The 23,354-nt window shown below is 66.8% G+C and carries 24 protein-coding genes and 1 riboswitch; of the genes, 3 read left to right on the top strand and 21 right to left on the bottom strand.

From position 1 onward, the window contains the following. Positions 1-242 precede the first annotated feature (242 nt). The 16 genes from AC5RWD_RS17475 to AC5RWD_RS17400 all read right to left on the bottom strand — a co-directional run bounded on the left by AC5RWD_RS17475 (position 243) and on the right by AC5RWD_RS17400 (position 12,834). Entirely contained in the window at positions 243-1,169 is a 927-nt protein-coding gene (locus AC5RWD_RS17475; protein WP_494021222.1) for a tyrosine recombinase XerC, read from the bottom strand. A 160-nt stretch (positions 1,170-1,329) separates the two neighbouring features. Then, entirely contained in the window at positions 1,330-2,514 is a 1,185-nt protein-coding gene (dprA, locus tag AC5RWD_RS17470; protein ID WP_494021221.1) for a DNA-processing protein DprA, read from the bottom strand. A 10-nt stretch (positions 2,515-2,524) separates the two neighbouring features. After that, the gene (locus tag AC5RWD_RS17465; protein WP_494021220.1) at positions 2,525-4,069 is read right to left on the bottom strand and encodes a YifB family Mg chelatase-like AAA ATPase; all 1,545 of its coding nucleotides are present in this window, start codon (positions 4,067-4,069) and stop codon (positions 2,525-2,527) included. Then, the gene (locus tag AC5RWD_RS17460) at positions 4,069-4,425 is read right to left on the bottom strand and encodes a YraN family protein (RefSeq protein WP_494021219.1); all 357 of its coding nucleotides are present in this window, start codon (positions 4,423-4,425) and stop codon (positions 4,069-4,071) included. Before AC5RWD_RS17460 ends, AC5RWD_RS17465 begins: the two co-directional genes overlap by 1 nt. A gap of 180 nt (positions 4,426-4,605) precedes the next feature. Next, positions 4,606-4,932, bottom strand: a complete 327-nt coding sequence (locus tag AC5RWD_RS17455) for a DUF2469 domain-containing protein (RefSeq protein ID WP_003806068.1) — start codon at positions 4,930-4,932, stop codon at positions 4,606-4,608. Positions 4,933-4,973: 41 nt separating this feature from the next. Next, positions 4,974-5,645, bottom strand: coding sequence for a ribonuclease HII (gene rnhB, locus AC5RWD_RS17450; protein ID WP_494021218.1), 672 nt, complete (start codon positions 5,643-5,645; stop codon positions 4,974-4,976). A 2-nt stretch (positions 5,646-5,647) separates the two neighbouring features. Beyond that, positions 5,648-6,478 carry a signal peptidase I gene (lepB, locus tag AC5RWD_RS17445; RefSeq protein ID WP_494021217.1) on the bottom strand — a complete coding sequence of 277 codons (831 nt, stop codon included), beginning with the start codon at positions 6,476-6,478 and terminating at the stop codon, positions 5,648-5,650. Continuing rightward, positions 6,479-7,159 carry a signal peptidase I gene (gene lepB, locus AC5RWD_RS17440; RefSeq protein ID WP_494021216.1) on the bottom strand — a complete coding sequence of 227 codons (681 nt, stop codon included), beginning with the start codon at positions 7,157-7,159 and terminating at the stop codon, positions 6,479-6,481. An 85-nt stretch (positions 7,160-7,244) separates the two neighbouring features. Beyond that, positions 7,245-7,604: a 50S ribosomal protein L19 gene (gene rplS, locus AC5RWD_RS17435; protein ID WP_111905994.1), complete on the bottom strand. Its 360-nt coding sequence runs from the start codon at positions 7,602-7,604 to the stop codon at positions 7,245-7,247. A 267-nt stretch (positions 7,605-7,871) separates the two neighbouring features. Then, complete coding sequence (gene trmD / locus AC5RWD_RS17430; protein WP_494021215.1) at positions 7,872-8,666, bottom strand: tRNA (guanosine(37)-N1)-methyltransferase TrmD; 795 nt, start codon at positions 8,664-8,666, stop codon at positions 7,872-7,874. Then, entirely contained in the window at positions 8,667-9,254 is a 588-nt protein-coding gene (gene rimM, locus AC5RWD_RS17425; protein WP_494021214.1) for a ribosome maturation factor RimM, read from the bottom strand. It lies immediately after the preceding gene. A 130-nt stretch (positions 9,255-9,384) separates the two neighbouring features. Then, complete coding sequence (locus tag AC5RWD_RS17420) at positions 9,385-9,627, bottom strand: RNA-binding protein (RefSeq protein ID WP_076802241.1); 243 nt, start codon at positions 9,625-9,627, stop codon at positions 9,385-9,387. Between the two features lies 1 nt (position 9,628). Then, complete coding sequence (rpsP, locus tag AC5RWD_RS17415; protein WP_102972220.1) at positions 9,629-10,042, bottom strand: 30S ribosomal protein S16; 414 nt, start codon at positions 10,040-10,042, stop codon at positions 9,629-9,631. Positions 10,043-10,235: 193 nt separating this feature from the next. Further along, positions 10,236-10,670 (bottom strand): hypothetical protein, encoded by a 435-nt coding sequence (locus tag AC5RWD_RS17410; RefSeq protein WP_494021213.1) that lies wholly within the window; start codon positions 10,668-10,670, stop codon positions 10,236-10,238. Between the two features lie 127 nt (positions 10,671-10,797). Then, entirely contained in the window at positions 10,798-11,673 is an 876-nt protein-coding gene (locus tag AC5RWD_RS17405; protein ID WP_494021212.1) for a VOC family protein, read from the bottom strand. 78 nt (positions 11,674-11,751) lie between these two features. Next, positions 11,752-12,834, bottom strand: a complete 1,083-nt coding sequence (locus AC5RWD_RS17400) for an amidohydrolase family protein (RefSeq protein WP_494021211.1) — start codon at positions 12,832-12,834, stop codon at positions 11,752-11,754. A 95-nt stretch (positions 12,835-12,929) separates the two neighbouring features. Beyond that, positions 12,930-13,037: riboswitch (TPP riboswitch) on the top strand. On the opposite strand from AC5RWD_RS17400, the gene thiC reads away from it, so the two are divergent. After that, complete coding sequence (gene thiC / locus AC5RWD_RS17395) at positions 13,033-14,865, top strand: phosphomethylpyrimidine synthase ThiC (protein WP_494021210.1); 1,833 nt, start codon at positions 13,033-13,035, stop codon at positions 14,863-14,865. (Overlaps the previous riboswitch by 5 nt.) A gap of 101 nt (positions 14,866-14,966) precedes the next feature. Here thiC and AC5RWD_RS17390 read toward each other — a convergent pair whose 3' ends face one another. Together AC5RWD_RS17390 and ffh are read right to left on the bottom strand one after the other, a co-directional pair. Continuing rightward, complete coding sequence (locus AC5RWD_RS17390; protein WP_494021209.1) at positions 14,967-15,701, bottom strand: alpha/beta fold hydrolase; 735 nt, start codon at positions 15,699-15,701, stop codon at positions 14,967-14,969. A gap of 57 nt (positions 15,702-15,758) precedes the next feature. Continuing rightward, entirely contained in the window at positions 15,759-17,339 is a 1,581-nt protein-coding gene (gene ffh, locus AC5RWD_RS17385) for a signal recognition particle protein (protein ID WP_494021208.1), read from the bottom strand. An 84-nt stretch (positions 17,340-17,423) separates the two neighbouring features. On the opposite strand from ffh, the gene AC5RWD_RS17380 reads away from it, so the two are divergent. Then, complete coding sequence (locus AC5RWD_RS17380) at positions 17,424-18,812, top strand: glucose-6-phosphate dehydrogenase (RefSeq protein WP_494021207.1); 1,389 nt, start codon at positions 17,424-17,426, stop codon at positions 18,810-18,812. Positions 18,813-18,878: 66 nt separating this feature from the next. On the opposite strand, the gene AC5RWD_RS17375 is transcribed toward AC5RWD_RS17380, so the two are convergent. Together AC5RWD_RS17375 and AC5RWD_RS17370 are read right to left on the bottom strand one after the other, a co-directional pair. After that, positions 18,879-19,217 (bottom strand): P-II family nitrogen regulator, encoded by a 339-nt coding sequence (locus tag AC5RWD_RS17375; protein WP_255768384.1) that lies wholly within the window; start codon positions 19,215-19,217, stop codon positions 18,879-18,881. Next, entirely contained in the window at positions 19,214-20,572 is a 1,359-nt protein-coding gene (locus tag AC5RWD_RS17370) for an ammonium transporter (protein ID WP_494021206.1), read from the bottom strand. Before AC5RWD_RS17370 ends, AC5RWD_RS17375 begins: the two co-directional genes overlap by 4 nt. Positions 20,573-20,799: 227 nt before the next feature. Here AC5RWD_RS17370 and AC5RWD_RS17365 point away from each other — a divergent pair, with 227 nt between their 5' ends. After that, complete coding sequence (locus AC5RWD_RS17365) at positions 20,800-22,050, top strand: MFS transporter (protein ID WP_494021205.1); 1,251 nt, start codon at positions 20,800-20,802, stop codon at positions 22,048-22,050. A gap of 59 nt (positions 22,051-22,109) precedes the next feature. Here AC5RWD_RS17365 and ftsY read toward each other — a convergent pair whose 3' ends face one another. Further along, complete coding sequence (gene ftsY / locus AC5RWD_RS17360; protein WP_494021204.1) at positions 22,110-23,333, bottom strand: signal recognition particle-docking protein FtsY; 1,224 nt, start codon at positions 23,331-23,333, stop codon at positions 22,110-22,112. Positions 23,334-23,354: the final 21 nt, after the last annotated feature.

Raw genomic sequence — 23,354 nt, 5'->3', positions numbered from 1 at the left:
ATAGCTGTAGGTACGTCTTCCCCAACGACCTGCATGGATGGATCTGTACTGCTCCGGCCACCGCCTGGTGCCTGTGATTCCTGCCAATCTATGAAGTTACTTGCCGGACTGCCAAGGGGCGCCTGAAAAGCTGCTTCAAGCACAACTTGAAAGTTGCCGAACTTGGATCTTATTGTGCCGTACGCCGTCTAATTACGCCAGTGCAATTCGGCGTGGTGTAGAAGACGCGCCGGAGAAACTCCCTAAGCGCGCGGGTGGGCCTGCTGGTAGCTCTTCCGCAGGCGGTCCACGGAGACGTGGGTATAGATCTGGGTGGTGGCGAGGCTGCTGTGACCGAGTATTTCCTGGACCGCGCGAAGGTCTGCCCCGCCGTCGAGCAGGTGCGTCGCTGCGGTATGCCGCAGGGCGTGCGGGCCTGTGGCGGAGGTATCGCCCAGCGCGTCGAACAGCACCTTCACCACGCTGCGGACCTGGCGCTGGTCCACGCGGCGGCCGCGGGCACCGAGGAAGAGGGCGGGTCCGCTGTCCGCGGCGGCGAGCTTTCCGCGGCCGCGCCGCAGCCAGTCGTCGACGGCGAGCGCAGCCGGGAGCCCGTAGGGCACCGTCCGTTCCTTGTTGCCTTTACCGAGTACGCGCAGGGTTCTCCGGTCCGGGTCGAGGTCATCGACGTCGAGGCCTGCCAGTTCGCCGACACGGACACCGGTGGCGTAGAGCAGTTCAACCATGGCCCGGTTGCGCAGCGCCATGGGATCACCATCTTTGGCCGCCTCGTTGAGATCGGCCAGCAGGCGGGAGAGCTGCTGCTGCTGCAAGACACCAGGCAGGGAACCATCGCGTTTGGGGGCCTGCAGGCGCAGGGCGGGATCGGTTTCGATCAGTTCTTCCCGCAGCGCCCAGGAGGTGAAAGCCCGCGCCGTGGCGGCGCGGCGGGCAAGCGTGGAACGGGACGCGCCGGCCTCGCTCTGGCTGCCGAGCCAGCGCCGGAGGGTGCCCAGTTCGAGCCCCCTGGGATCCGTCACCCCTTCACCGGCCGCATAGCCCAGCAGGCTGGCGACGTCGGAGAGGTATGCGCGCACTGTGTGTTCGGACCGGGCCCGCTCACCCGTCAGGTACCGGCTGAAACCCGTCACGGCCCGGGCGAGGGCAGCCGGCAGTTCCTGTTTCTCCACTCCCCCACTGTCCCAGCATCTGGCGCAGAATCAAGGAACGGCACGGTTGTCGGGGGAAGCGGCGCTGTTAATCGGGAACGGGCAGGTAAGCAGGACACGTCAGGCGCCGCCCGGCGAGGGGGACAACGCCGGGCGGCAGCCCTTTGCTGATTGCCTGGTCCTATGTTGATTGCTTGGTGCGCTTCCAGCCTCCCTGCTCGGAGACGGCCAGTCCCAGCAGGGCCAGCCTGCCAAGGCCCGCACGCACTGATTCGGCGCCGAGGCCGGCCACGCTGCAAAGCTTTTCGACGGAGCTGGCAGAGCGCAGCGGGAGGGCGTCCAGCAGGATCAGGTCCTCAAGCGTGAGGCCGTCGTGATCGGCCGCCTGACCGCTCCTTTCGTCGGGCAAGGACTGGCCGCTGGGCGACGCAAGCTCGGCGATCTCCCCGGCATCAGTCACGCAAACGGCGCCGCCGTCGCGCAGGAGCCGGTGGCAGCCGGCAGAGTTGGCACTGTGGACCGAACCGGGAACGGCTCCCACCGCACGGCCCAGGGTTTCCGCGTGATGCGCGGTATTCAGGGCACCGGACCGCCACCGTGCCTCCACCACAACAGTGACGGACGCGAGGGCAGCGATGAGCCGGTTCCGCTGGAGGAAGCGGTAACGGGTGGGGGCGGATCCAGGCGGAACCTCGGCGAGCACGGCGCCCTGGTTCGCAACGGCACGCAGGAGATCCTCATTCCCGGAGGGATAGAAGCGGTCCACGCCGCCGGCCATGACGGCGATGGTCGGCATGGCACCCGATCCCCCGGCCAGGGCTGCCCGGTGCGCATGTGCGTCAATCCCGTACGCGCCGCCTGACACCACGGTGAATCCCCGCTGCGCCAGGGAGTAGGCAAGGTCACCGGTGACTGACGCGCCGTAGCTGGTGCTGTCCCGCGAGCCCACCAGGGCTACCGCTCGGGCCGCCGGGGGCAGGTCCAGCTCAATGCCCCGCCACCAAAGGCAGATCGGCTGGTGCAGGCCGAGATCGTCCAGCTGGCGGGGCCAGAGCCCATCCGCCGGGATGATCATCCGGCCGCCCAGCCGCTGCATGGTGGCCAGGTCGCGCTCCGGTGCAAGGTCGGGAATCCTCGGTGCCCAGCGCTTCAGCGCTGCACCGAGACCGGCCCACGAGTTCACCGAACTGCTCTCTGCCAGCATGCCCGTGATGTCCTGCTCCAGCCCCGGCCCGTAGCCGACCTGGCCGGTGGCTATCCGCAACGCGTCCGCCGCCCCGGCAACGTGCACCAGGGCCAGGCCCGCGACGTCCTGCGGCTCCATCAGCCTGGACAGCGCGGCACGGGCAAGTCTCTCGTTTTGCATGTGTTCCCTTTCACGCCGCTGCCGAAGCGGTCTGGCGGAGGCTCAGTGCCTGTCCGATGTCGTTTCCGTCCGGCTGCTCCCGGCCACCAAGATCGGCCAGAGTCCACGCTAGGCGGAGGACGCGGTCATAGCCCCTGGCCGTGAGTACGCCCCGTTCCAGGGCATGGTCCAGGATCCGGGTGGTGGCGGACGCCAGTTTCAGTTCGCCGCGCAGGATTCGCCCGGGCACCTGGGAATTCGTTTCCATCCCCCAGGGTTGCAGCCGCTGCAGCTGGCTGGCCCGGGCAGCCAAGACCCGGGCACCGACCGTTGCACTGTCCTCCGCTCCCCCTGACTGTCCAAAGTCCGCCAGCGACACACGGTCCACCTGCAGCTGGATGTCCACACGGTCCAGGAGCGGCCCGGACATCCGCGACATGTAGCGGCGCCGCATGAACGGCGTGCACGTGCATTCAATGCCCTTCCCCGAGGCCTTGCCGCACGGACACGGATTGGCTGCCAACACCAGCTGGAACCGCGCAGGGTAGGCCGCTGCTCCGGCCGAGCGGTGGATGACCAGCTCGCCGCTCTCCAGCGGCTGCCTGAGTGCATCCAGGACCCTGCGTTCGTATTCGGGTGCCTCGTCGAGGAACAGGATTCCGCGGTGGGCCCGCGATGCGGCACCCGGACGCGGCAGCCCCGACCCGCCGCCGATGATCGCCGCGGCCGTGGCGGTGTGGTGGGGATTCTCGAAGGGCGGCCGCCGGACCAGCTGCACCCCCGCGCTGGGGAGCTGGCACAGTGAGTGGATGGCCGTCACCTCCATCGCCTCCGTGTCGCGCAGATCGGGCAGGAGCCCGGGAAGCCGTTCGGCCAGCATGGTCTTGCCGGCGCCGGGCGGGCCCGTCAGCAGCAGGTGGTGGGCACCGGCGGCGGCTACCTCAAGGGCGCGGCGTGCCTCTGCCTGGCCGGACACGTCGCACATGTCCGGGACGGGCGCGTCCACGGAGACAGGCTCTGTCCCCGCGGGTTCGTCCTCCGGCGCGAAGTCCAGGGCAAGTTCCTGAGGGTCAGCGCCGAAATCGAACACCAGCCGTGCCAGGGTCCGGTAGCCGCGGACGCTGGCCCCAGGGACAAGTTCGGCCTCTGCCGCATTCTCCTGGGCCACCACGATATCCGGGAACCCGGCCTGCACCGCGGACATCACGGCCGGGAGTATCCCGCGGACAGGCCGGAGGCGTCCGTCCAGTCCCAGCTCCGCTATGAAGACGGTGCGCCCGGTGGGGCTGATGTCCTCCGCGGCGCGCAGCACCGACATGGCGATGGCAAGGTCGAAGCCTGAACCGCGCTTGGGCAGGGACGCCGGAATGAGGTTGGCGGTGATCTTCCGCCGGCTCAGCGGAATGCCGGAGTTCTGCGCCGCGGAGCGGATGCGGTCCCGGGCCTCGTTGAGGGAGGCGTCCGGGAGGCCAAGGAGCACAAAAGCCGGCAGGGTCTGGCCGATGTCGGCCTCGACCTCCACGATGTAGCCGTTGAGGCCGACAAGGGCCACCGAATAGGCTCTGCCCAGCGCCATCACAGCACCTCCCTGAGGTGCTCAACGGTGGGTTTGCCGACGCCGTCGTCCAGCACGGCTATGACATCCACCCGGCGTAGCGGCAGGCACAGTCCATGGTCCCGGCACCAGGCAGAACCCAAGCGGTGAAGCCGGGCGAGCTTGTCTGCGCCCACGGCCTCGAACGGGTGGCCGTAGGCGAGCGAACGCCGCGTCTTTACCTCGGCAATGACGAGGGCGTCGCCGTCGAGTGCGACGATGTCGATTTCGCCGTCCGGGCAGCGCCAGTTGCGCTCCACGATCAGCATCCCCAGCGATTCCAGGTATTCCGCCGCGAGCTCTTCCCCGCGCCGGCCCAGCAGATCCTTGGCTTTCATGTCCACCTCCGCAACAAGACTGCGGGGGCTGGCTCACCCGGAACAGGGCACTAGCCGGCTATGTGGAAAGACTGGTGGGAAAGACAGGAAAAGGCGGCAGGGATCCCTCAGAAAGACCGGGTGTGGAGGAACAGTGGCGGCCCCGAGGCAACAGTTAAGGAACGGGGGGAGGCAGTATCCTCAGTTGCCGAGGTCGACGTCCTTGGGCAGCGCGAGCTCCTCGTTGCGCGGCAGTTCCTCGACGTTGACGTCCTTGAACGTGATGACCCGGACGCTCTTCACAAACCGCGCCGAACGGTAGACATCCCAGACCCAGGCGTCCTGGAGCGTGAGATCGAAGTAAACCTCGCCGTCGGCGCTGCGCGCCTGCAGGTCCACGTGGTTGGCGAGATAGAAGCGCCGCTCGGTCTCGACCACATAGCTGAACAGACCCACGACGTCGCGGTACTCCCGGTAGAGCTGGAGCTCCATGTCGGTCTCATAGTTCTCAAGGTCTTCGGCACTCATGGTTCCATCTTGCACCATGCGGAGGGAACCCGCGCACCGCACTACTCCGTCAGCAGGTTCCAGCTGACCCGGTGGTAGGGGCTTGGGCCGCGTGTGCGGATCGCTTCCCGGTGCGCTGCGGTGCCGTAGCCCTTGTTGACGTCCCAGCCGAAGTCGGGGTACTCGAGGTGGAGCTGCCGCATGTGCAGGTCGCGCTCGACCTTGGCGAGGACACTCGCGGCGGCGACGCTGAGGCACTGCATGTCGGCCTTGACGAGGGTGTGGACGGGCGCGTCGCAGCCGGGGTCGGTGATGACTTCGTCGAACAGTGACGGCTGGGCGGCGGGCGAGAGCCAGTTGTGGCTGCCGTCGAGCAGGACGACGTCGGGTGTGATGCCGGTGCCGAGGATTTCAAGCCAAGCCCTGTTGCCCGCGGTTCGGAGCGCGCCCATGATACCGAATTCGTCGATTTCGCGCGCGCTGGCATGCCCGACCGCGGAGGCGACGCTCCATGCCCGCACCAGCGGATCGAGCCGTTCGCGGTCTGCTGCCTTAAGCAGCTTGCTATCCCGGACATCCGCGAGCAGTTCCATGTTCTGCAGGTCCACGACGGCGATTCCCACGCTCACCGGCCCCGCGAGGGCGCCGCGGCCTACTTCGTCGACGCCGGCCAGGAACCGCGCCCCGCGGGGAAGGAAGCGCTTCTCGTAGTCAAGGGTGGGTGCAACGGACATGGCTAACCTGCAGACGGCACATTCTTGAAGACATCGGGGTAGTTGTTCAGGGCCGCCCAGCGGTTCATCGGCCAGGCGATGACGGCTGCCTTGCCTTCGATGTCGGCGATGTCCACAAAGCCTCCGTTGCTGTCGGTGTGGGCACGGGAGTCCGCCGAGTGGTTGCGGTTGTCACCCATCACCCAGACCTTCCCCCGGGGCACGACGACGTCGAAGGTGCGCACTGCCGGAACTTCGGCAGGATTGACGTATGTCTCGTCCAGAGCTGCGCCGTTGACGGTGATCTTGCCGCCGGCGTCACAGCAGATGACGTGGTCCCCCGGGAGGCCGATGACCCGCTTGACCAGATGCTGCTCGGAATTGTCCGGCAGCAGGCCCACGAAGGTCAGCCCGTCCTCCACCACGGTGAACGGCCCGTCGGCCTTTGGCGGCGTCGGCGGCAGCCAGCCCTTGGTGTCTTTGAAGACCACCACGTCGCCGCGCTCCAGGGCGAACGGCTCCGGCACCAGGAGGTTCACGAAGATGCGGTCGTTGATGTCCAGGGTGTTCACCATGGACTCGGATGGAATGTAGAAGGCCCGGAACAGGAAGGTTTTGATGAGGAAGGACAGCACGACGGCGATCACCACCACCGTGGCGATTTCCTTCAGCCACAGCAGGAAGGGATTGCGGGCACGGGCCTTTTCCTGGCGGCGTGGGCCGACAGTGGCAGGTGACCCGGCTCCGGATCCGCTGGCGGCGGGAACCTCTGTAGCGGGTTCTTGGGCGGCGTGCCGTCCCGGCCTCGCAGCAGCCTGCCGCGGTTCGGAGCTCCCGGGATCGATTTCCGGCATCTACTGTCCGTCCTTTGTTGTTGAAATGGCCGCCAACGGTGGCCGCGCCACTGACGCAAATCTATCAAGCGGCCAGAGAATCTGTACCGGCCTGCCGATCACCCTGTCCAACCGCACCATGCCGCCGCCCGGCGCCCCCAGCAGGCTGCGGGAGTCTGCGGACACTGAGCGGTGGTCCCCGAGCAGCCACAGCCGGCCCTCGGGAACAGTGACGTCGAACTTCTGGGTGCTCGGCGCATCACCGTCATACAGGTAGGGTTCCACGAGCGGCTGACCGTTGACTGTGAGGCGTTTGCCGGCGTCGCAGCAGACCACGTGGTCGCCCGGGAGCCCGATGACCCGCTTTACATATGTAGTATCACTGCCGGTCAGTCCGAGCCAATGGCCTGCGGCGGCCACCGCTTCCTGCAGCGGCCCGTCCCCACTGTTCAGCGGCGCGAACGAACCCCGGCCATCGAACACGACGACGTCGCCGCGGCGGATCGGCTCCGCCTGGAAGTCGGTGCGGGACACCAGGATCCTGTCACCCGCGCCGAACAGCGGCTCCATCGAGGCGGACGGAATGTAATAGACGTCCAGCCACAGGGAGCGGATCAACCCGCTGACCAGCACGGCCGCCAGCACTGCCAGCAAAGCAAAACGCCAGCCCGGTTTCCCTGGCTGGCGTTTTGTCTGGTCCATAATCCGTATCCTGTGGCGCTGTAGCGGATGGCTCCGGCGCTGGCCGGACACGGGTTGGGACCCGCCGTGAAAGTCCGTCCGGACTTTACTTGGCGGTGCTGAAGTCGCGCTTTTCCTTGATCTTCGCGGCCTTACCGCGCAGTGCGCGCATGTAGTATAGCTTGGCGCGGCGGACGTCACCCTTGGTGACGACCTCGATCTTTTCGATGATCGGGGAGTGCACCGGGAAGGTACGCTCAACACCGACACCGAAGGAAACCTTGCGGACGGTGAAGGTCTCGCGAATGCCGTCACCCTGGCGCCCCAGGACGAAGCCCTGGAATACCTGGACACGGGAGTTCTTGCCTTCGATGATGTTCACGTGAACCTTGAGGGTGTCACCCGCGCGGAACTCGGGAACGTCAGTGCGCAGCGAGGCTGCATCTACGGAATCGAGGATATGCATTGATCCACTCCTGGTGAACGCCACAGGTCATCCACTTTGGGTCACGGCGGCCAAGCCCGGATATTTCCGGGAATCGCTGCCGAAGTGTTGAGGTCCGGTTCCGCCACCCTTTGGCGGCACCGGGGTGCCTTGCTGTTGGTTACGCTCCCCCTGTGGCAGGCGCGGACCCAGCAGACACAAGGACTAATTTTGCCACATCTGGCACGAATTGGTTAATTATGGAACGTTCCGTTCCAACTGGAGCGCCGCCCGGATAACAGGAACGGTTCAGGCTTCCGGCCGGGGCCGGAGGTGACCGTCGACGACGTCGTACCCCAGGTCCGCGAGTGCGGTGCGGTCCGCGCGGGGCAGGGTCCCGGCGTCGAACGCCTGAAGCAGGTCGGGACGGCGTTCCGCCGTCCTGCGGTACTGTTCGTGCCGGCGCCACTGCGCGATCTTGCCGTGGTTGCCGCTGAGCAGGACGGCCGGAACCTCCCGGTCGCGCCAGACCGACGGTTTGGTGTAGACGGGGTACTCGAGCAGGCCGTCCGAATGCGACTCCTCCACGAGCGACTCGGGGTTGCCCACCACTCCGGGAAGAAGCCGGCCAATGGCTTCCACCATGGCCAGGACGGCCACTTCGCCGCCGTTGAGGACGTAGTCGCCGAGGCTGACCGGGCGGACCGTGAAGTGTTCCGCCGCCCATTCGATGACGCGCTCGTCGATGCCCTCGTACCGCCCGCAGGCGAACACCAGGTGCTCCTCCTCGGCAAGCTCGTAAGCCAGCGCCTGATTGAAGCGCTCCCCGGCCGGAGACGGGACGATCAGCACGGGTTTGGCCGCACCGGACGGCCGGGCAGCCGCCACGGACTCCAGCGCCTGCGCCCACGGCTCGGCCTTCATGACCATGCCGGCGCCGCCGCCGTAGGGGGTGTCGTCCACGGTGCGGTGGCGGTCGGTGGTGAAGGTGCGGAGGTCGTGCACGTTCAGGTCCAGCAACCCGTCTTGGCGGGCCTTGCCGATGAGCGACAGCTCCAGCGGTGCCAGGTACTCGGGAAAGATACTGACGACGTCGACTCTCATCTACGCTCTGGCCTCCGGCTCGGCCTCGTCCTCGTCCTCGGCGGAGTCCGAACCGCGGGTCTCCGGGTCCTCAGCGCCCTCCTCGTTGATCTCGAACAGGCCCGCCGGCGGAGTGAGCAGGATGTAGCCCTCCTCGATGTTCACCTCGGGGACGATCTGTTCCACGAACGGGATGAGGATTTCCTTGCCGTCCAGGGCTTCGACGACGAGCAGGTCCTGCACGGGCATGGTGTTCAGGGCAGTGACCTTGCCTACGGCCTGGGAGCCAACACGGGCCTCGAGGCCGACGAGCTCGTGTTCGTACCAGCCCTCGTCGTCGTCCTCGTCGAGTTCTTCGGTTTCGATGAACAGCTTGGCGCCGCGCAGGGTCTCGGCGCGGTTCCGGTCGGCCACCTCCTCAAATCCGAGCAGGAGGATGTCCTTGTTCCAGCGGGCACTGCGGATGGTGAGCGGCCCGGCGGAGGCAGGTTCCACCACCAATTCGGTGCCGGGAACGAACCGGTCCTCCGGCGCGTCGGTGAGCACCTGGACGGTCACCTCGCCGCGGATTCCGTGGGGCTTGCCGATACGGGCCACCTGAAGCTGCATGTGTTCCTCTGTTTTGGACTGCGTGTTGATGCGGGGTCAAGACTTTGCGGGCGTGAGGCCCAAAGCAGTCCGGCCCCTCCACCGTTAGCTGGTGGAGGGGCCGGACAATAAGGCAAGTGCTGCAGGCGCGTTACCGGCGGCGGTCAGTGTCGACAACGTCGACCCTGACCTGCTCGCCATCTGCCAGCGCCGCCACGACCGTGCGCAGTGCGCGCGCGGTGCGGCCCTGGCGTCCGATTACCCGTCCGAGGTCTTCCTGGTGAACGCGCACCTCGAGGGTGTCCCCGCGGCGGTTGTTCTTGGCACTGACCTTGACATCCTCAGGGGAGTCAACAATGCCGCGGACAAGGTGTTCGAGCGCTTCTGCCAGCAATCTACTCAGCCTCGGTGGTCTCTGCTTCAGCCTCGGCGGGGGCTTCCGATGCCTTGGCCTTCTTGGTGATGGCTTCCGGGATGATCACGGAACCCTTCTCCGGAGCAACGAATGCTTCCTTGTCGGCCTTGGTCTTCAGGGTGCCTTCCTGGCCCGGCAGACCCTTGAACTTCTGCCAGTCACCGGTGATCTTCAGGATCGCGGCGACCTGCTCCGACGGCTGCGCGCCGACGGACAGCCAGTACTGTGCACGCTCGGAGTTGACCTCGATGTATGAGGGCTCCTCGGTGGGGTGGTACTTGCCGATCTCTTCGATGGCGCGGCCATCACGCTTGGTGCGTGAATCGGCGACGACGATGCGGTAGTACGGTGCGCGCATCTTACCGAAGCGCTTAAGGCGAATCTTTACGGCCACTTTTGTGGTCACTCCTGTTTCTGAAACGGGGTTGAACCCGCGTTCTGCACCCGTGGGGCGGGCCGTACTTGGGGGTTCGAAAAGGACAGGATCCAGACGCGGAGAGAGGGGCCACGCAGATCGAGTACCTGTCTATTGTGCCAGATCGTCCGCGTTATTTCGACTTGACATGCGGACGGAGGCTTATGGCGCGCTAGGAGGACCAAACGTAGAGGCCGGTCCTGCTGCCTTCGTCCACGGTGCCGGCGAGCTCTGCCAGCTGCCGCACGTAGTTTTTGGCTTCCCCGGCACCAAAGGGCATGTCATCCTCCGCGGCCCAGCGTTCGGCCACATCATCCAAAACGTCGCCCTCACCCTCGGATTCGTAGGTGAGGAGCTCGGCCAGAGCCCGGACCATCGCGGCCGGCACGCCCAGAAGTGAGTCGCTTGCCACGTCCACCATGGCCAGCTCGTAGTCCGCGCCCGCAGCGTGCACCGCGGCGCCGGCGAGGTCGCCGAGCTGCTCGATCTCAAAATCACTGATGCCGGCAATCCGGATGCCGTCCCCGGCAGCGGCGCCGCCTTCCAGCGCCTCTGCACGCTTGAGGGCGTCATTGTGGGTGGCGACAAACACTTCGGTGAAGCCCATGGATTCGTCCTCATTGCGTCGGCGGTGCATGCCCCGGCAGCGGCGGTGCCGGCCGGGGCTCTTCGAATGTCAGCCTAACCCAACCGGGTCCGCCGGGCTTAGCGCACTGGCTTATCGGACTGCAGCCTTACCGGACAGCAACGCGGAGGCGGTTGCGCCACGGATCCTCGAAGCGGAGCTCGGCGCCGGTGTGGTGCGATTCGACTCCGGCGACCCTGAGACGGTCGGCGAGGGCGCCGACGTCGTCCCCGGACGGGACCTCGATCAGGACCTCGCCGAGGCCCAGCGTATCCCGGCGCGGACCGGCACCCCGGCTGTTCCAGACATTCATGGCCATGTGATGGTGGTAGCCGCCAGCGGACACAAAGAGGGCCTGGCCGTGCCAGCCAGCCGTTTTTTCGAACCCCAGGGTGCCGACGTAGAAGTCATGGGCGGACTGGACGTCACCAACCTGCAAATGGACGTGCCCCACCCCCGCGTCGGCGCCGCGCTGGCCTTCCACGGACTCCTGCGTGAGGTGCTCCTGGAGGTACTTCTGCGGCGGCAGCGCCAGGCTGTCCATGACTACATTCTTGCCGTCCCAGGACCAGGCCTCGCGGGGACGGTCCCAGTAGAGCTCGATCCCGTTGCCTTCGGGGTCGGTGAAATAGAACGCCTCGCTCACCAGATGGTCGGCGCTGCCCACAAAGGACTGCGGCTCGTACTGGGCCGCGCTGGCAATGGTGGCGGCCAGCGAGGACTGTTCTTCGAACAGGAGCGCCGTGTGGAAGAGTCCGGCCTCGCCCCGGCCGGGAATGGTGAGGCCCGGAGCGGGAGCAAGGTGCACCAGCGGCGTCGTGCGCCGGCCAAGGTAGAGGCCGCCGTCCTGCTCGGCAACGACATCCAGGCCGAGAGCGCGCTGGTAGTAATCGGTCATGAGCTTCATGTCGCCCACCTTGAGCATGACGGTGCCCATGGTGAGGTCGGCAGGAAGCAAGTCCTGGCTGCTGTCTGCTGCTGTCATTGAATACTCCCGAATGTCCGGACCACCGGATTTCGGCGGCCTCTACATCTCTAAATTACTTGAAGCTTCAATTTATTCCTAATGCACGATCTTTCCCCGAAGCACCACATTCGCAAGGTTCCGGATGGTCTCCGGCACGGCGCGGGGGTCCTCCCGGCAGACTACGACGTCGGCGGCCGCCCCTTCCGCCAGGCCGTCGGCCCCCAGCCAGCGGCGCGCACGCCAGCAGGCCGCGTCCAGCGCCGCCGGCGCCGGAATCCCGGCGGCGTGAAGTTCGAGGATTTCGTCCGCAATACGGCCGTGGCGGATCACGCTGCCGGCGTCCGTTCCCGCGTAAATGTCGACGCCGGCCTCGTAGGCTTCCAGGATGCGCTCGCGACGGCGGTCCCACAGTGCGCGCATGTGTTCCGCATACCGCGGAAACTTCGGCTCGGCCTGGGCGGCGATGTCCGGGAAGGTGGCGATATTGATGAGTGTCGGCACGATCGGCACCTGCTGGTCGACCAGCCGCGGAATGTGCCGTGGCAGCAGGCCGGTGGCGTGTTCGATGCAGTCGATACCGGCGTCCAGCATGTCATCGAGGGTGTCCTCGCCGAAGCAGTGCGCCGTGACCCTCGCCCCTTCGTCGTGGGCGGCGCGGACGGCGTCCCGCACGGCTTCGGCCGGGAATGATGGCGCGAGGTCGCCGGCGGCCCGGTCGATCCAGTCCCCCACCAGCTTGACCCAGCCGTCGCCTTCCCGCGCCTGCTTGCGCACCGCCTCCACGAGGCCCTCCGGCTCGACTTCCACCGCGAAGTTCCTCAGGTACCGGCGGGACCGGGCCACGTGCCGTCCCGCCCTGATGATCCGCGGGATGTCGGCGCGCTGCTGGAGCCACCGGGTGTCGCTGGCGGCCCCGGCGTCCCGGACAAGGAGAGTGCCGGCGTCGCGGTCCGTGATGGCCTGGCGGTACGCGACGTCGTCGTCCACAGGACCGCCCGGGCCCAGTCCGATGTGGCAGTGGGCATCCGCGAAACCGGGCAGGACCCAGCCGTCCAGGACGGCGTCCGGCCGTTGCCCCGGAGGATTGAACGTCAGCTTCCCGTCCACGGCCCAGAGCCCGCGGCGTTCCTCGTCCGCAGCAGTGAGCACGGGTCCGCTGAATTCGATGATGTACGCCATGCTTCCAGCCTAATCGGCTCCCGCCACCGGGATCCTGACCTTTCCGGCGCGGGCTTCACGGTAGACGGGCACAATCCGGCGTGTGGTAGCTTCGTCTACGACCACACGGGTGCCCCTGCAGGGGCTGAGATCAGGCTGGTGCAGCCTGCGACCGTTGAACCTGTCCGGGTAATGCCGGCGAAGGAAGTGAGCAGTAAATTGAGCACCCAGAAACCACAGCTGACCCCTACCCAAATTGATTCAGCCCAAATCAGTGCAGCCCAGAGTGAAGCCGCCGGAAGTACCACGCAGTCACTGAAATCCCATTCACTGGCGTATCTGGAGGGGGACGGCCTGCGGGTTCCGGTAACGGAAATCGCCCTGGAGCCTTCACCTAACGGCGAGCAGAACGCTCCGCTGCGGGTTTACCGCACGGCGGGTCCGGGCAGCGACCCGGTGGTGGGCCTCGCGCCGTTCCGTTCGGAATGGATTGCGGCACGGGCAGACACCGAGACGTACCACGGACGTGAACGGAATCTGCTCGACGACGGCAAGTCGGCCGTGCGCCGTGGCGCGGCCTCCGCTGAATGGAAGGGCGCCAAGCCGGTGCCCCGCCGTGCGGTGGAAGGCAAGACTGTGACGCAGATGCACTATGCCCGGCAAGGCATCATCACCCCAGAAATGCGTTTCGTGGCCCTCCGCGAAAACTGCGATGTGGAACTGGTCCGCAGCGAACTCGCAGCCGGACGGGCCATCATCCCCAGCAACATCAACCACCCGGAATCGGAGCCGATGATCATCGGCAAGGCCTTCCTGGTGAAAATCAACGCCAACATCGGCAACTCGGCCGTCACCAGCTCCATTGCCGAGGAGGTGGACAAGCTGCAGTGGGCCACCCAGTGGGGCGCTGACACGGTCATGGACCTGTCCACGGGAGACGACATCCACACCACACGCGAATGGCTCATCCGCAACTCCCCCGTGCCGATCGGCACGGTGCCGATCTACCAGGCCCTGGAAAAGGTCAACGGCGAAGCGAACGCACTCACCTGGGAAATCTTCCGCGACACCGTCATCGAACAGTGCGAGCAGGGTGTGGACTACATGACAATCCACGCCGGCGTGCTGCTGCGGTACGTGCCGCTCACGGCGAACCGCGTGACCGGTATTGTTTCCCGCGGCGGCTCGATCATGGCCGGCTGGTGCCTTGCCCACCACCAGGAAAACTTCCTGTACACCCACTTTGACGAACTGTGCGAGATCTTCGCGAAGTACGACGTCGCCTTCTCACTGGGAGACGGCCTCCGGCCGGGCGCGACGGCGGATGCCAACGACGCCGCGCAGTTTGCCGAACTGGACACGCTGGCCGAGCTGACCCAGCGTGCCTGGGAGTACGACGTGCAGGTCATGGTGGAAGGTCCGGGGCACATCCCGTTCCATCTGGTACGTGAAAACGTTGAGCGCCAGCAGGAGCTTTGCAAGGGTGCGCCCTTCTACACCCTGGGACCGCTGGTTACGGACGTGGCCCCCGGATACGACCACATCACCTCGGCCATCGGCGCCACCGAAATCGCCCGCTACGGCACCGCCATGCTGTGCTACGTCACGCCCAAGGAACACCTGGGCCTGCCGAACAAGGACGACGTGAAGACCGGCGTCATCACGTACAAGATCGCCGCCCACGCTGCCGACCTTGCCAAGGGGCACCCCGGCGCGAACGAGCGGGATGACGCACTGTCCAAGGCCCGGTTCGAGTTCCGGTGGCGCGACCAGTTCGCGTTGTCGCTGGACCCGGTGACGGCCGAGTCCTTCCACGACGAGACACTGCCGGCGGAGCCTGCCAAGACGGCGCATTTCTGTTCGATGTGCGGGCCCAAATTCTGCTCCATGCGGATCAGCCAGGACATCCGGAACGAGTACGGCTCCGCCGAGGCGCAGGCCGCCCTCGCCGAGATGGCGGAGGGAATGCGCGAGAAGAGCCAGGAATTCCTCGCTGCGGGCGGAAAGGTGTACCTGCCTGAGCTTCGGCTTCCGGAGTCAGCCCGGAACTGACCGCTTTTGGGAGTTCCCGTCCGGCCGGCATTGGGGGCTGGCCGGGCGGGGTGTCCCGAAGGTTTGTCAGGGGGCCCCTGTCCCTCAGGATGCCCTGTCCCTCAGGATGCCCTAGGCTGCTGCCGCCGGCTGACCTCGGCGATGAACGACCTGATGTAGCGGTCGCCTTCCGGTGAGTCGTGGGGCCGGTGCCCGCCCGCAGCAATGCGGTGCAGGGCGCCCGTTTCCCGCAGGTACCCGGCGATTTCCTCGTACAAGGGCTCCCAACCGCCGGTGAGGACCAGAGTGGGAACACCAGGCACGATCTGCAGCGGCGCCTGCCATGGTGCTGCCTGCAGGCGCAGCCGGCGCGCAGCCCGCTTCGCCTCGGGGGTACTGGGCTCCGGCGTGTCGGCGGCGAAGGCACGGCGTAAAAACTCGCGTTCGTAGTCGTCGTCGCCAAGCTGGTGCCTGACTTCGAACAGCGGCTCCATCAGGGCACGGTGCGCGGCGGTGGCAGGCAAGTCGGCGGTGAGCGACAGGCAGGCCGGTTCCACGAGCGTCAGCGAGAAGACCAGGTCCGGGCGTTCGACCGCGGCCATCATCGCGGCGATGGCGCCCTGCGAATGCGCCACGACGTGCCCCCCGGCAGTGCCGCACCCGTCGTCGGCCAGCGAACGCAGCACAATGCGGGTGTCCTCGGCGAAGTCGGTCTCCAGCGGTTCGGCCTCGGCGTCAAAGCCGTGGCGGCGCAGAAACAGGGCGTCGTACTGCAGGGCCATGCCGTGCTGGCGCGGCCACGCCGCGGAGCCGAAATTGCCGGCACCGTGGACGAACACTACCCGCTGCTTATACATGACCCAACCTTATGGCAGCGGTCTGACATCGGCGCCGGCCGACATCACCGGTGCGCCCTATTTGCCGCCCATGAACTTGTCGAAGCCCTTGGGCAGGTTCAGCTGGGACGGATCGAAGTCGGCCGACTGCTGGCCGAACGCTGCCCCGGTGGGCACTGCCTTCGATGCCCCGGCCCGCCTGGCCTCCGCTTCGCGCAGCTCCTGGGCCGCCTTGGCAGGGTTGCCGGAACGGGCCTTCTTCTTGGGCGCGTTCTTGCCGCCCTTGCGGGCACCGCCGGCTCCCATGCCTGGCATCCCGGGCATACCCGGCATGCCGCCGCCCTGGGCCATCTTCTTCATCATCTTCTGGGCCTGCGCGAAGCGTTCCAGCAGCCCGTTGACCTCGGACACGTGCACGCCCGAGCCACGGGCGATGCGGGCCCGGCGGGAGCCGTTGATGATCTTGGGTGCCACCCGCTCGTGCGGGGTCATGGAACGGACAATGGCCTCCACCCGGTCGATCTCGCGCTCGTCGAACTGCTCCAGCTGCTGCCGGATGTTCTGCGCACCGGGCATCATCATGAGCATCTTCTTCATGGAGCCCATTTTGCGGATCTGCTGCATCTGCGCCAGGAAGTCATCCAGCGTGAAGTCCTCCTGGTCGGCGAACTTCTTCGCCATCCGGGCGGCTTCGTCCTTGTCCCAGGACTTTTCAGCCTGCTCAATGAGGGACAGGACGTCACCCATGTCCAGGATTCGGGAGGCCATCCGGTCCGGGTGGAACAGTTCGAAGTCGTCCAGGTTTTCACCGGTCGAGGCGAACATCACGGGTTTGCCGGTGACCGACGAAACGGACAGCGCGGCACCGCCGCGCGCGTCGCCGTCGAGCTTTGACAGCACGATGCCGGTGAAGTTCACGCCCTCGTCGAAGGCGGTCGCCGTGTTGACCGCGTCCTGGCCGATCATGGAGTCGATCACGAAGAGGACTTCGTTGGGGACAATCGCCCGGCGGATCTGGCGCGCCTGCTCCATCATGTCGGCGTCGACGCCGAGGCGGCCGGCGGTGTCCACGATCACGACGTCGTGCAGCTTCTGGCGCGCTTCCTCAACGCCGGAGCGTGCGACGGCGACAGGGTCACCGGCCGGGTGGGCAAGTTCGGAGGTGGCGCCGGGGTGCGGGGCGAACACGGGAACGCCCGCACGCTGGCCCACGACCTGCAGCTGCGTCACGGCGTTGGGGCGCTGGAGGTCACAGGCAACAAGGAGGGGGCTGTGGCCCTGCGCCTTCATCCACTTGCCGAGCTTTCCGGCCAGGGTGGTCTTGCCGGCGCCCTGGAGGCCGGCGAGCATGATGATAGTGGGGCCGGTCTTGGCCATCCGGATGCGCCGCGTCTCGCCGCCGAGGATCTCAACAAGCTCCTCGTTGACGATCTTCACGATCTGCTGGCTGGGGTTCAGGGCCCCGGAGACCTCGGCGCCCAGCGCACGCTCACGGACCTGTCCCGTGAATTCCCGGACCACGGGCACGGCAACATCCGCATCCAGCAGGGCGCGCCGGATCTCGCGGACTGTGGCGTCGACATCTGCCTCGGTGAGGCGGCCTTTGCCGCGAAGGTTCTTGAAGGTTGCTGTCAACCGGTCAGAGAGTGAATTGAACACGCGCCGTGCACTTCTTTCAGTGGATGAACGGGACTCGACTATCTAGGGTATCAAGACACGCCTTCAAGGTGGCATGCTGGCAGGGTGACGAGCCAAACGACTGTAAAAACCCTGCTCATCCTCGGTGCCTCCGGCGATCTCACCGGCCGGCTTCTTCTCCCCGGCCTGGCCAGGCTGGTGGCCACCGGGCGCGCCGCCGGCCTGCAGCTCGTGGGGGCCGGTTCGGATCCGTGGTCACGGGAACAGTGGCAGGAACGCGTGCAGGCCGCCTTTGACGCCGCCGGCGGAACAGCTGGCGACGCCGGAAGAGACGCGCTGGCGGCCATAGCGAAGTCAACGGATTACCATCAGGCCGATGTCACCGCGGACGGCCCGCTCGCCCAGCTCCTGGGCGAACTCGAGGGCCCGGTAGCGGTCTATTTCGCCCTGCCGCCGCAGGTCAGCCAGAAGGCCTGCGAAATCCTGCGCCCGGAGCAGGTCCCCGCGGGAACACGCCTTGTCATGGAGAAGCCCTTCGGCTCCGGCGAGGAGTCCGCCCGTGAGCTCAACCGGACCCTCCTGGGCCTGGTTCCCGAGGACCACATCCACCGGGTTGACCACTTCCTGGGTAAGGCCACCGTCCTGAACATCCTCGGCCTCCGGTTTGCCAACAATTTCCTGGAGCCGGTCTGGAGCCGCGACCACATCGCGAAGGTTGAAATCATCTTCGACGAGGACTTGGCGCTGGAGGGCCGGGCCCGCTACTACGACGGCGCGGGCGCACTGCGTGACATGATCCAGAGCCATCTGCTGCAGATCATGGCGCTGCTGGCCATAGAACCGCCGGCCACCATTGGCGAGCGCGACCTCCGCGACGCCATTGCCGCCGTCATCAGGGCCAGCGGCATCAAGCCGCCCTATGCGGACAGCACCCGGCGGGCGCGGTACCTGGCGGGACGCCTCGGCGGCAAGGACGTGCCCGATTACACCGCGGAGGAGGGCGTGGATCCGGACCGGAACACCGAGACCCTCGCCGAAGTGCACGTGGACATCGACAACTGGCGCTGGAAGGGCGTGCCGTTCATCCTGCGCTCCGGCAAGGCACTGGGGGCCAAGCGCAAGGAGGCTGTGGTCACGTTCCGGCCGGTTCCGCACCTGCCCGCCGGCTTCACGGGCAGGGACACGCCCAATACGCTCCGGATCGGCTTCGGCCCCGACACCCTGGAACTCGACGTCGACGTCAACGGCCCCGGGGACATCTTCAGCCTGGACCGGGCCGCCCTCGTGGCCGAACTAAACGCCTCCGAGCTGCTGCCCTACGGCGAAGTGCTGGAAGGCGTCCTGACCGGAGATCCGCTGCTCTCGGTCAGGGGCGACACCGCGGAGGAGTGCTGGCGGATCGTGGAGCCGGTGCTGGCTGCCTGGGCAGCAGGCAAGGTTCCGCTGGAGGAATACCGGGCGGGCTCCGGCGGGCCCTCGGCCAAAGAGGCTTAACGCGCGGGGAGAGCCGGTCACGTTTCGGTGACCGGCCCTCCCGCTGCGTTGGGCTGTTGGCTGGTGCTAGATGGCGGCTACGCCGCGTTCACCCGTGCGCACCCGCACTGCTTCGAAGACATCGACCGTCCAGACCTTGCCGTCGCCGGCGCGGCCCGTGTTGGAGCTGGCGATGATGACATCCAGGATGTCGTCAGCCTGTTCGTCCGTGGCCAGCACCTCAACGCGGATCTTGGGCAGCAGGTCCACGTTGTACTCGGCGCCGCGGTAGACCTCGGTGTAGCCGCGCTGCCGGCCGTAGCCGCTGGCCGCACTGACCGTCAGGCCCTGGACCCCGTAGGCCTCCAGGCCTTCGCGGATCGCTTCGAGCTTTTCCGGACGAACGATTGCTGTGATCAGTTTCATGCCCCCACGCTTTCCTTACCTGCTGCTGATTCTGTCTTCTTGCCGTCGGCGCCTGCCGGAGCCGTATCGGTGCCGCTGGTCTGTCCGCCGGTGATCAGCTCGTGCAGGGGCTGGAAGCTGCCGCCCTGGCCCCCGACACCGAACTCGTAGGCGGTTTCTGCGTGCAGGCTGAGGTCCACGCCCACCACTTCCTGCTCCTGCGAGACACGGAAGCCCATGGTCTTGTGGATAGCCAGTGCGATGATCGCGGTCAGTACAGCCGAGTAGGCGATGGAGATTCCCGCTGCCGCCAGCTGGGCCCAGAGCTGGGTCAGGCCGCCGCCGTAGAAGAGGCCCCCACCGACGCCGTCCGTGGGGAGGGCGATGAAGCCGAGGGCCACGGTGCCGATGATGCCGGAGACGAGGTGGACGCCGACGACGTCCAGGGAGTCGTCGAAGCCCCAGCGGAACTTGAGGCCGACGGCGAGCGCGGAGGCCACGCCGGCGACGACGCCGAGTCCAAGTGCGCCGACCGGGCTGACGTTCGCGCAGGCCGGGGTGATGGCGACGAGGCCGGCGACCACACCGGAGGCAGCACCCAGCGAGGTGGGGTGGCCGTCACGGATGCGTTCGGTGACCAGCCAGCCGAGCATGGCCGCAGCCGGAGCGGCGAGCGTGTTGATCCAGATCAGGCCGCCCTGTTCCGCGGTGGTAGCGGCGCCGCCGTTGAAGCCGAACCAGCCGAACCACAGGATGGCCGCGCCGAGCATGACGAACGGGACGTTGTGCGGACGGTGGTTCGGGTCCTTGCCGAAGCCCTTGCGGTTACCGATGATGAGAACCAGGATCAGTGCAGCCACACCGGCGTTGATGTGGACCACGGTGCCGCCGGCGAAGTCGATCGCGGGGCCGAGGGCCTTGCCGACTGCGCCTTCAGGACCGAAGAGTCCGCCGCCCCAGACCATGTAGGCGAGAGGGCAGTACACCAGGGTGACCCAGACGGGCACGAAGACGCTCCAGGCGCCGAACTTGGCGCGGTCCGCGATGGCGCCGCTGATGAGGGCAACCGTGATGATTGCGAAGGTGGCTGCGTAGCCAACCTTGATGAGGCCGTCAGGGGTGGTGATGCCCTCGAGGCCGAACGTGGCGAACGGGTTCCCGACAATCTGCAGGAATCCCTCACCGGAACTCATTGATGCGCCCCAGAGTACCCACACCACGCCAACCATGCCGATGGAGATGAAGCTCATCATCATCATGTTCAGCGCAGCCTTGGCGCGCGTCATGCCGCCGTAAAAAAATGCCAGACCTGGTGTCATGAACAGCACGAGTGCCGCCGCCACCATGAGCCATACGTGACCTGCGGTAAGTTCCATGGTGCACGTCCTCTCTTGATCGATTGTTGCGGAGTGATCCGCCTGCCCAACGCCTTTTGCGTCCTGAATCAAGTTTTGCCGCGGTGTGTTTCGCTGGCGGAGGATTTAGATTGCCGGTCTGTTACAACAACCTCCCTGACGTAAATGGTGCATATCCTGCTTGTTACGGTTATGTTTCAGCCGCCCCAAATGCCCGTCCCGCCCGTTTCGCAAGGATTCCCCGCTCCATGACGCCACTCCCCCGTAACGCCGCGGGCAAACCCCGCTTCAGCGCGGCCCGCCGCGCCGACGGCGCCCGGCTCCCCCGTGACATCAAGGTGATGCTCGTCGCAGCCTTCCTGATCGCTCTCGGCTTCGGCCTCGTGGCACCGGTGCTGCCGCAGTTCGCCACCACGTTCGACGTCGGGGCGACGGCCGCCGCCGTCATCGTCAGTATCTTTGCGCTCATGCGGCTGCTGTTCGCCCCCGCCGGCGGTGCGCTTATTGGACGCCTCGGCGAGCGGCCCGTGTATGTGGCCGGCCTGCTCATCGTGGCGGCGTCCACTGCGGCCTGCGCCTTCGCCCAGAACTACTGGCAGCTGCTGGTGTTCCGCGGGCTGGGCGGTGCCGGGTCGGTCATGTTCACGGTGGCATCGATGGCGCTGGTCATCAGGCTGGCACCGCCGGAGAGCCGCGGCCGGGTGTCCGGCGCCTACGCGTCGGCGTTCCTGATCGGCAACGTCTGCGGGCCGATCGTGGGCGGCCTGCTGGCTGGCTTCGGCCTGCGTATCCCGTTCCTCGCCTACGCCGGCGCCCTCGTCCTCGCAGCCCTGGTGGTGCAGACGCAGCTCAGCCATGTTCCCGGTTCAGCCCGCGGCCAGGATGCGGGCGCGCCTGCCATGAAACTCGGTGAGGCCGTCCGCGACAGCGCCTACCGGGCAGCCATGCTCTCCAGCTTCGCCAACGGCTGGGCGACGTTCGGCGTGCGCATGGCCACGGTGCCGCTGTTCGCAGTCACGGCCCTGGGCTCCGGACCGGAGGCGGCCGGCTGGGCGCTGGCCGTCTTCGCTGCCGGAAACGCCCTCGCCCTGACCGTTTCAGGCAGGCTGGCAGACAGCCTGGGCAGGAAGCCAATGATGGTGGCCGGCCTCGTGGTTACCGGCGCGGCTACCGCTGGGATTGGCCTGACGCAGGGGCTGGGCTGGTTCCTGGCTGCATCGCTGCTGGCGGGAGTGGGAGCGGGAATGCTCAATCCGGCGCAGCAGGCGGCAGTTGCCGATGTGATCGGCCGCGAACGTTCGGGCGGCCCCGTGCTGGCGGCCTACCAGATGACGTCCGACATCGGCGCCATCCTCGGGCCGGTGCTCGTAGGTTTGCTGGCGGACCGGCTGGGTTACAGCTGGGCATTCGCAGCCACCGGCGCCGTGCTGCTGGTGGCCGCACTCGGCTGGCTGGCCGCGCGGGAGACGGTGCAGCGGCAGCCTGAGCCAACCGCGTAGCAGCAGGGGGCGTTCCCAAGGCTGGGAACGCCCCCTGCTGCAACCTGCTTGGATAGGGACTAGTTCAGGAGGGCGTCGACGAAAGCCTCGGTCTCGAACGGTGCGAGATCGTCCGCGCCTTCGCCGAGGCCGATGAGCTTGACCGGCACGCCGAGGCTCTTCTGGATGGCGACGACGATGCCGCCCTTCGCTGTTCCGTCCAGTTTGGTCAGCACGATGCCGGTGATGTTGACAACCTCGGAGAAGACCCGCGCCTGGTTGAGCCCGTTCTGGCCGGTGGTGGCGTCCAGCACCAGGAGGACCTCGTCCACCTCAGCCAGCTTTTCCACGACGCGCTTGACCTTGCCGAGCTCGTCCATCAGGCCGACCTTGTTCTGCAGCCGGCCGGCGGTGTCAATCATGACGACGTCGACTTCCTGCTCGATGCCGGCCTTCACGGCCTCGTAGGCAACGGACGCCGGGTCCGCGCCGTGGATGTCGGACTTCACGGTGGGAACCCCCACGCGCTGTCCCCAGGTTGCAAGCTGCTCGGCGGCGGCTGCGCGGAAGGTGTCGGCAGCGCCGAGCAGGACGTCCTTGTCCTCCGCAACGAGGACGCGGGCCAGCTTTCCGACCGTCGTGGTCTTGCCCACCCCGTTGACGCCGACCACCATCATGACGGCGGGCCGGTCCGCGTGCCGTTCAATCCGCAGGCTCCGGTCCATGGACGGATCCACGATCTTGATGAGCTCTTCGCGGAGCAGTGCCTTGACATGCTCGGGGTCCCGCGTGCCCAGGACCTTGACTCGTTCGCGTAGCGCGTCCACCAGCTCCATGGTGGGTTCAGTGCCAAGGTCGGCAAGGAGCAGGGTTTCCTCCACCTCGTCCCAGACGTTCTCATCGATCTTGTCGCTGGAGAGCAGTGCCAGCAGGCCCTTGCCGAGCACGTTGTTGGACTTGACCAGCCGCTCCCGGAGTCGGGTGAGCCGCCCGGCGACGGGCAGCGGCGTCTCCACCTGGATGGTTTCCAGGCCGGCAGCGTCATCCGGGACCTCGGTTTCCAGGCCTTCGAGGTCGACGGCGTCCGGGTCCTTTCGGACTCCGGGCGCGGGCGCGGCAGGAGCAGCCGGGCGGTCCTCGAGGAGCGTCCCTCCGCCTGCGCGCGGCTCAACGGGGTCGTTGGCGTCCCGGGTGCCGGGGTACTGGTTGCCGGATTTCCGGGCCTTCATCAGCACCGGGACCAGCCCGCCGATAACTACCAGGGCAGCAAGAATGGGCAGAAGAATGGGGATGATGTCATTCACACCCCTAGCTTCTCACAAGCC

The sequence above is a fragment of the Arthrobacter sp. CMU6 genome (assembly GCF_059090205.1).
Note: the sequence above shows the minus strand (reverse complement) of the source record. Positions and strands in the feature narration are given on the sequence as shown.

Bases quoted from the DNA above. Each gene is read 5' to 3' on its own strand.
- AC5RWD_RS17465 (WP_494021220.1), bottom strand. From the start codon at position 4,069: ATGGCGCTGGGCAGAGCCTATTCGGTGGCCCTTGTCGGCCTCAACGGC.
- AC5RWD_RS17400 (WP_494021211.1), bottom strand. From the start codon at position 12,834: ATGGCGTACATCATCGAATTCAGCGGACCCGTGCTCACTGCTGCGGAC.
- rnhB (WP_494021218.1), bottom strand. From the start codon at position 5,645: ATGTCCGTTGCACCCACCCTTGACTACGAGAAGCGCTTCCTTCCCCGC.
- rplS (WP_111905994.1), bottom strand. From the start codon at position 7,604: ATGCATATCCTCGATTCCGTAGATGCAGCCTCGCTGCGCACTGACGTT.
- AC5RWD_RS17375 (WP_255768384.1), bottom strand. From the start codon at position 19,217: ATGAAACTGATCACAGCAATCGTTCGTCCGGAAAAGCTCGAAGCGATC.
- AC5RWD_RS17370 (WP_494021206.1), bottom strand. From the start codon at position 20,572: ATGGAACTTACCGCAGGTCACGTATGGCTCATGGTGGCGGCGGCACTC.
- AC5RWD_RS17365 (WP_494021205.1), top strand. From the start codon at position 20,800: ATGACGCCACTCCCCCGTAACGCCGCGGGCAAACCCCGCTTCAGCGCG.
- lepB (WP_494021216.1), bottom strand. From the start codon at position 7,159: ATGGACCAGACAAAACGCCAGCCAGGGAAACCGGGCTGGCGTTTTGCT.
- dprA (WP_494021221.1), bottom strand. From the start codon at position 2,514: ATGCAAAACGAGAGACTTGCCCGTGCCGCGCTGTCCAGGCTGATGGAG.
- rimM (WP_494021214.1), bottom strand. From the start codon at position 9,254: ATGCAGCTTCAGGTGGCCCGTATCGGCAAGCCCCACGGAATCCGCGGC.
- AC5RWD_RS17410 (WP_494021213.1), bottom strand. From the start codon at position 10,670: ATGGGCTTCACCGAAGTGTTTGTCGCCACCCACAATGACGCCCTCAAG.
- AC5RWD_RS17405 (WP_494021212.1), bottom strand. From the start codon at position 11,673: ATGACAGCAGCAGACAGCAGCCAGGACTTGCTTCCTGCCGACCTCACC.
- AC5RWD_RS17460 (WP_494021219.1), bottom strand. From the start codon at position 4,425: ATGAAAGCCAAGGATCTGCTGGGCCGGCGCGGGGAAGAGCTCGCGGCG.
- lepB (WP_494021217.1), bottom strand. From the start codon at position 6,478: ATGCCGGAAATCGATCCCGGGAGCTCCGAACCGCGGCAGGCTGCTGCG.
- trmD (WP_494021215.1), bottom strand. From the start codon at position 8,666: ATGAGAGTCGACGTCGTCAGTATCTTTCCCGAGTACCTGGCACCGCTG.
- AC5RWD_RS17455 (WP_003806068.1), bottom strand. From the start codon at position 4,932: ATGAGTGCCGAAGACCTTGAGAACTATGAGACCGACATGGAGCTCCAG.
- AC5RWD_RS17390 (WP_494021209.1), bottom strand. From the start codon at position 15,701: ATGTATAAGCAGCGGGTAGTGTTCGTCCACGGTGCCGGCAATTTCGGC.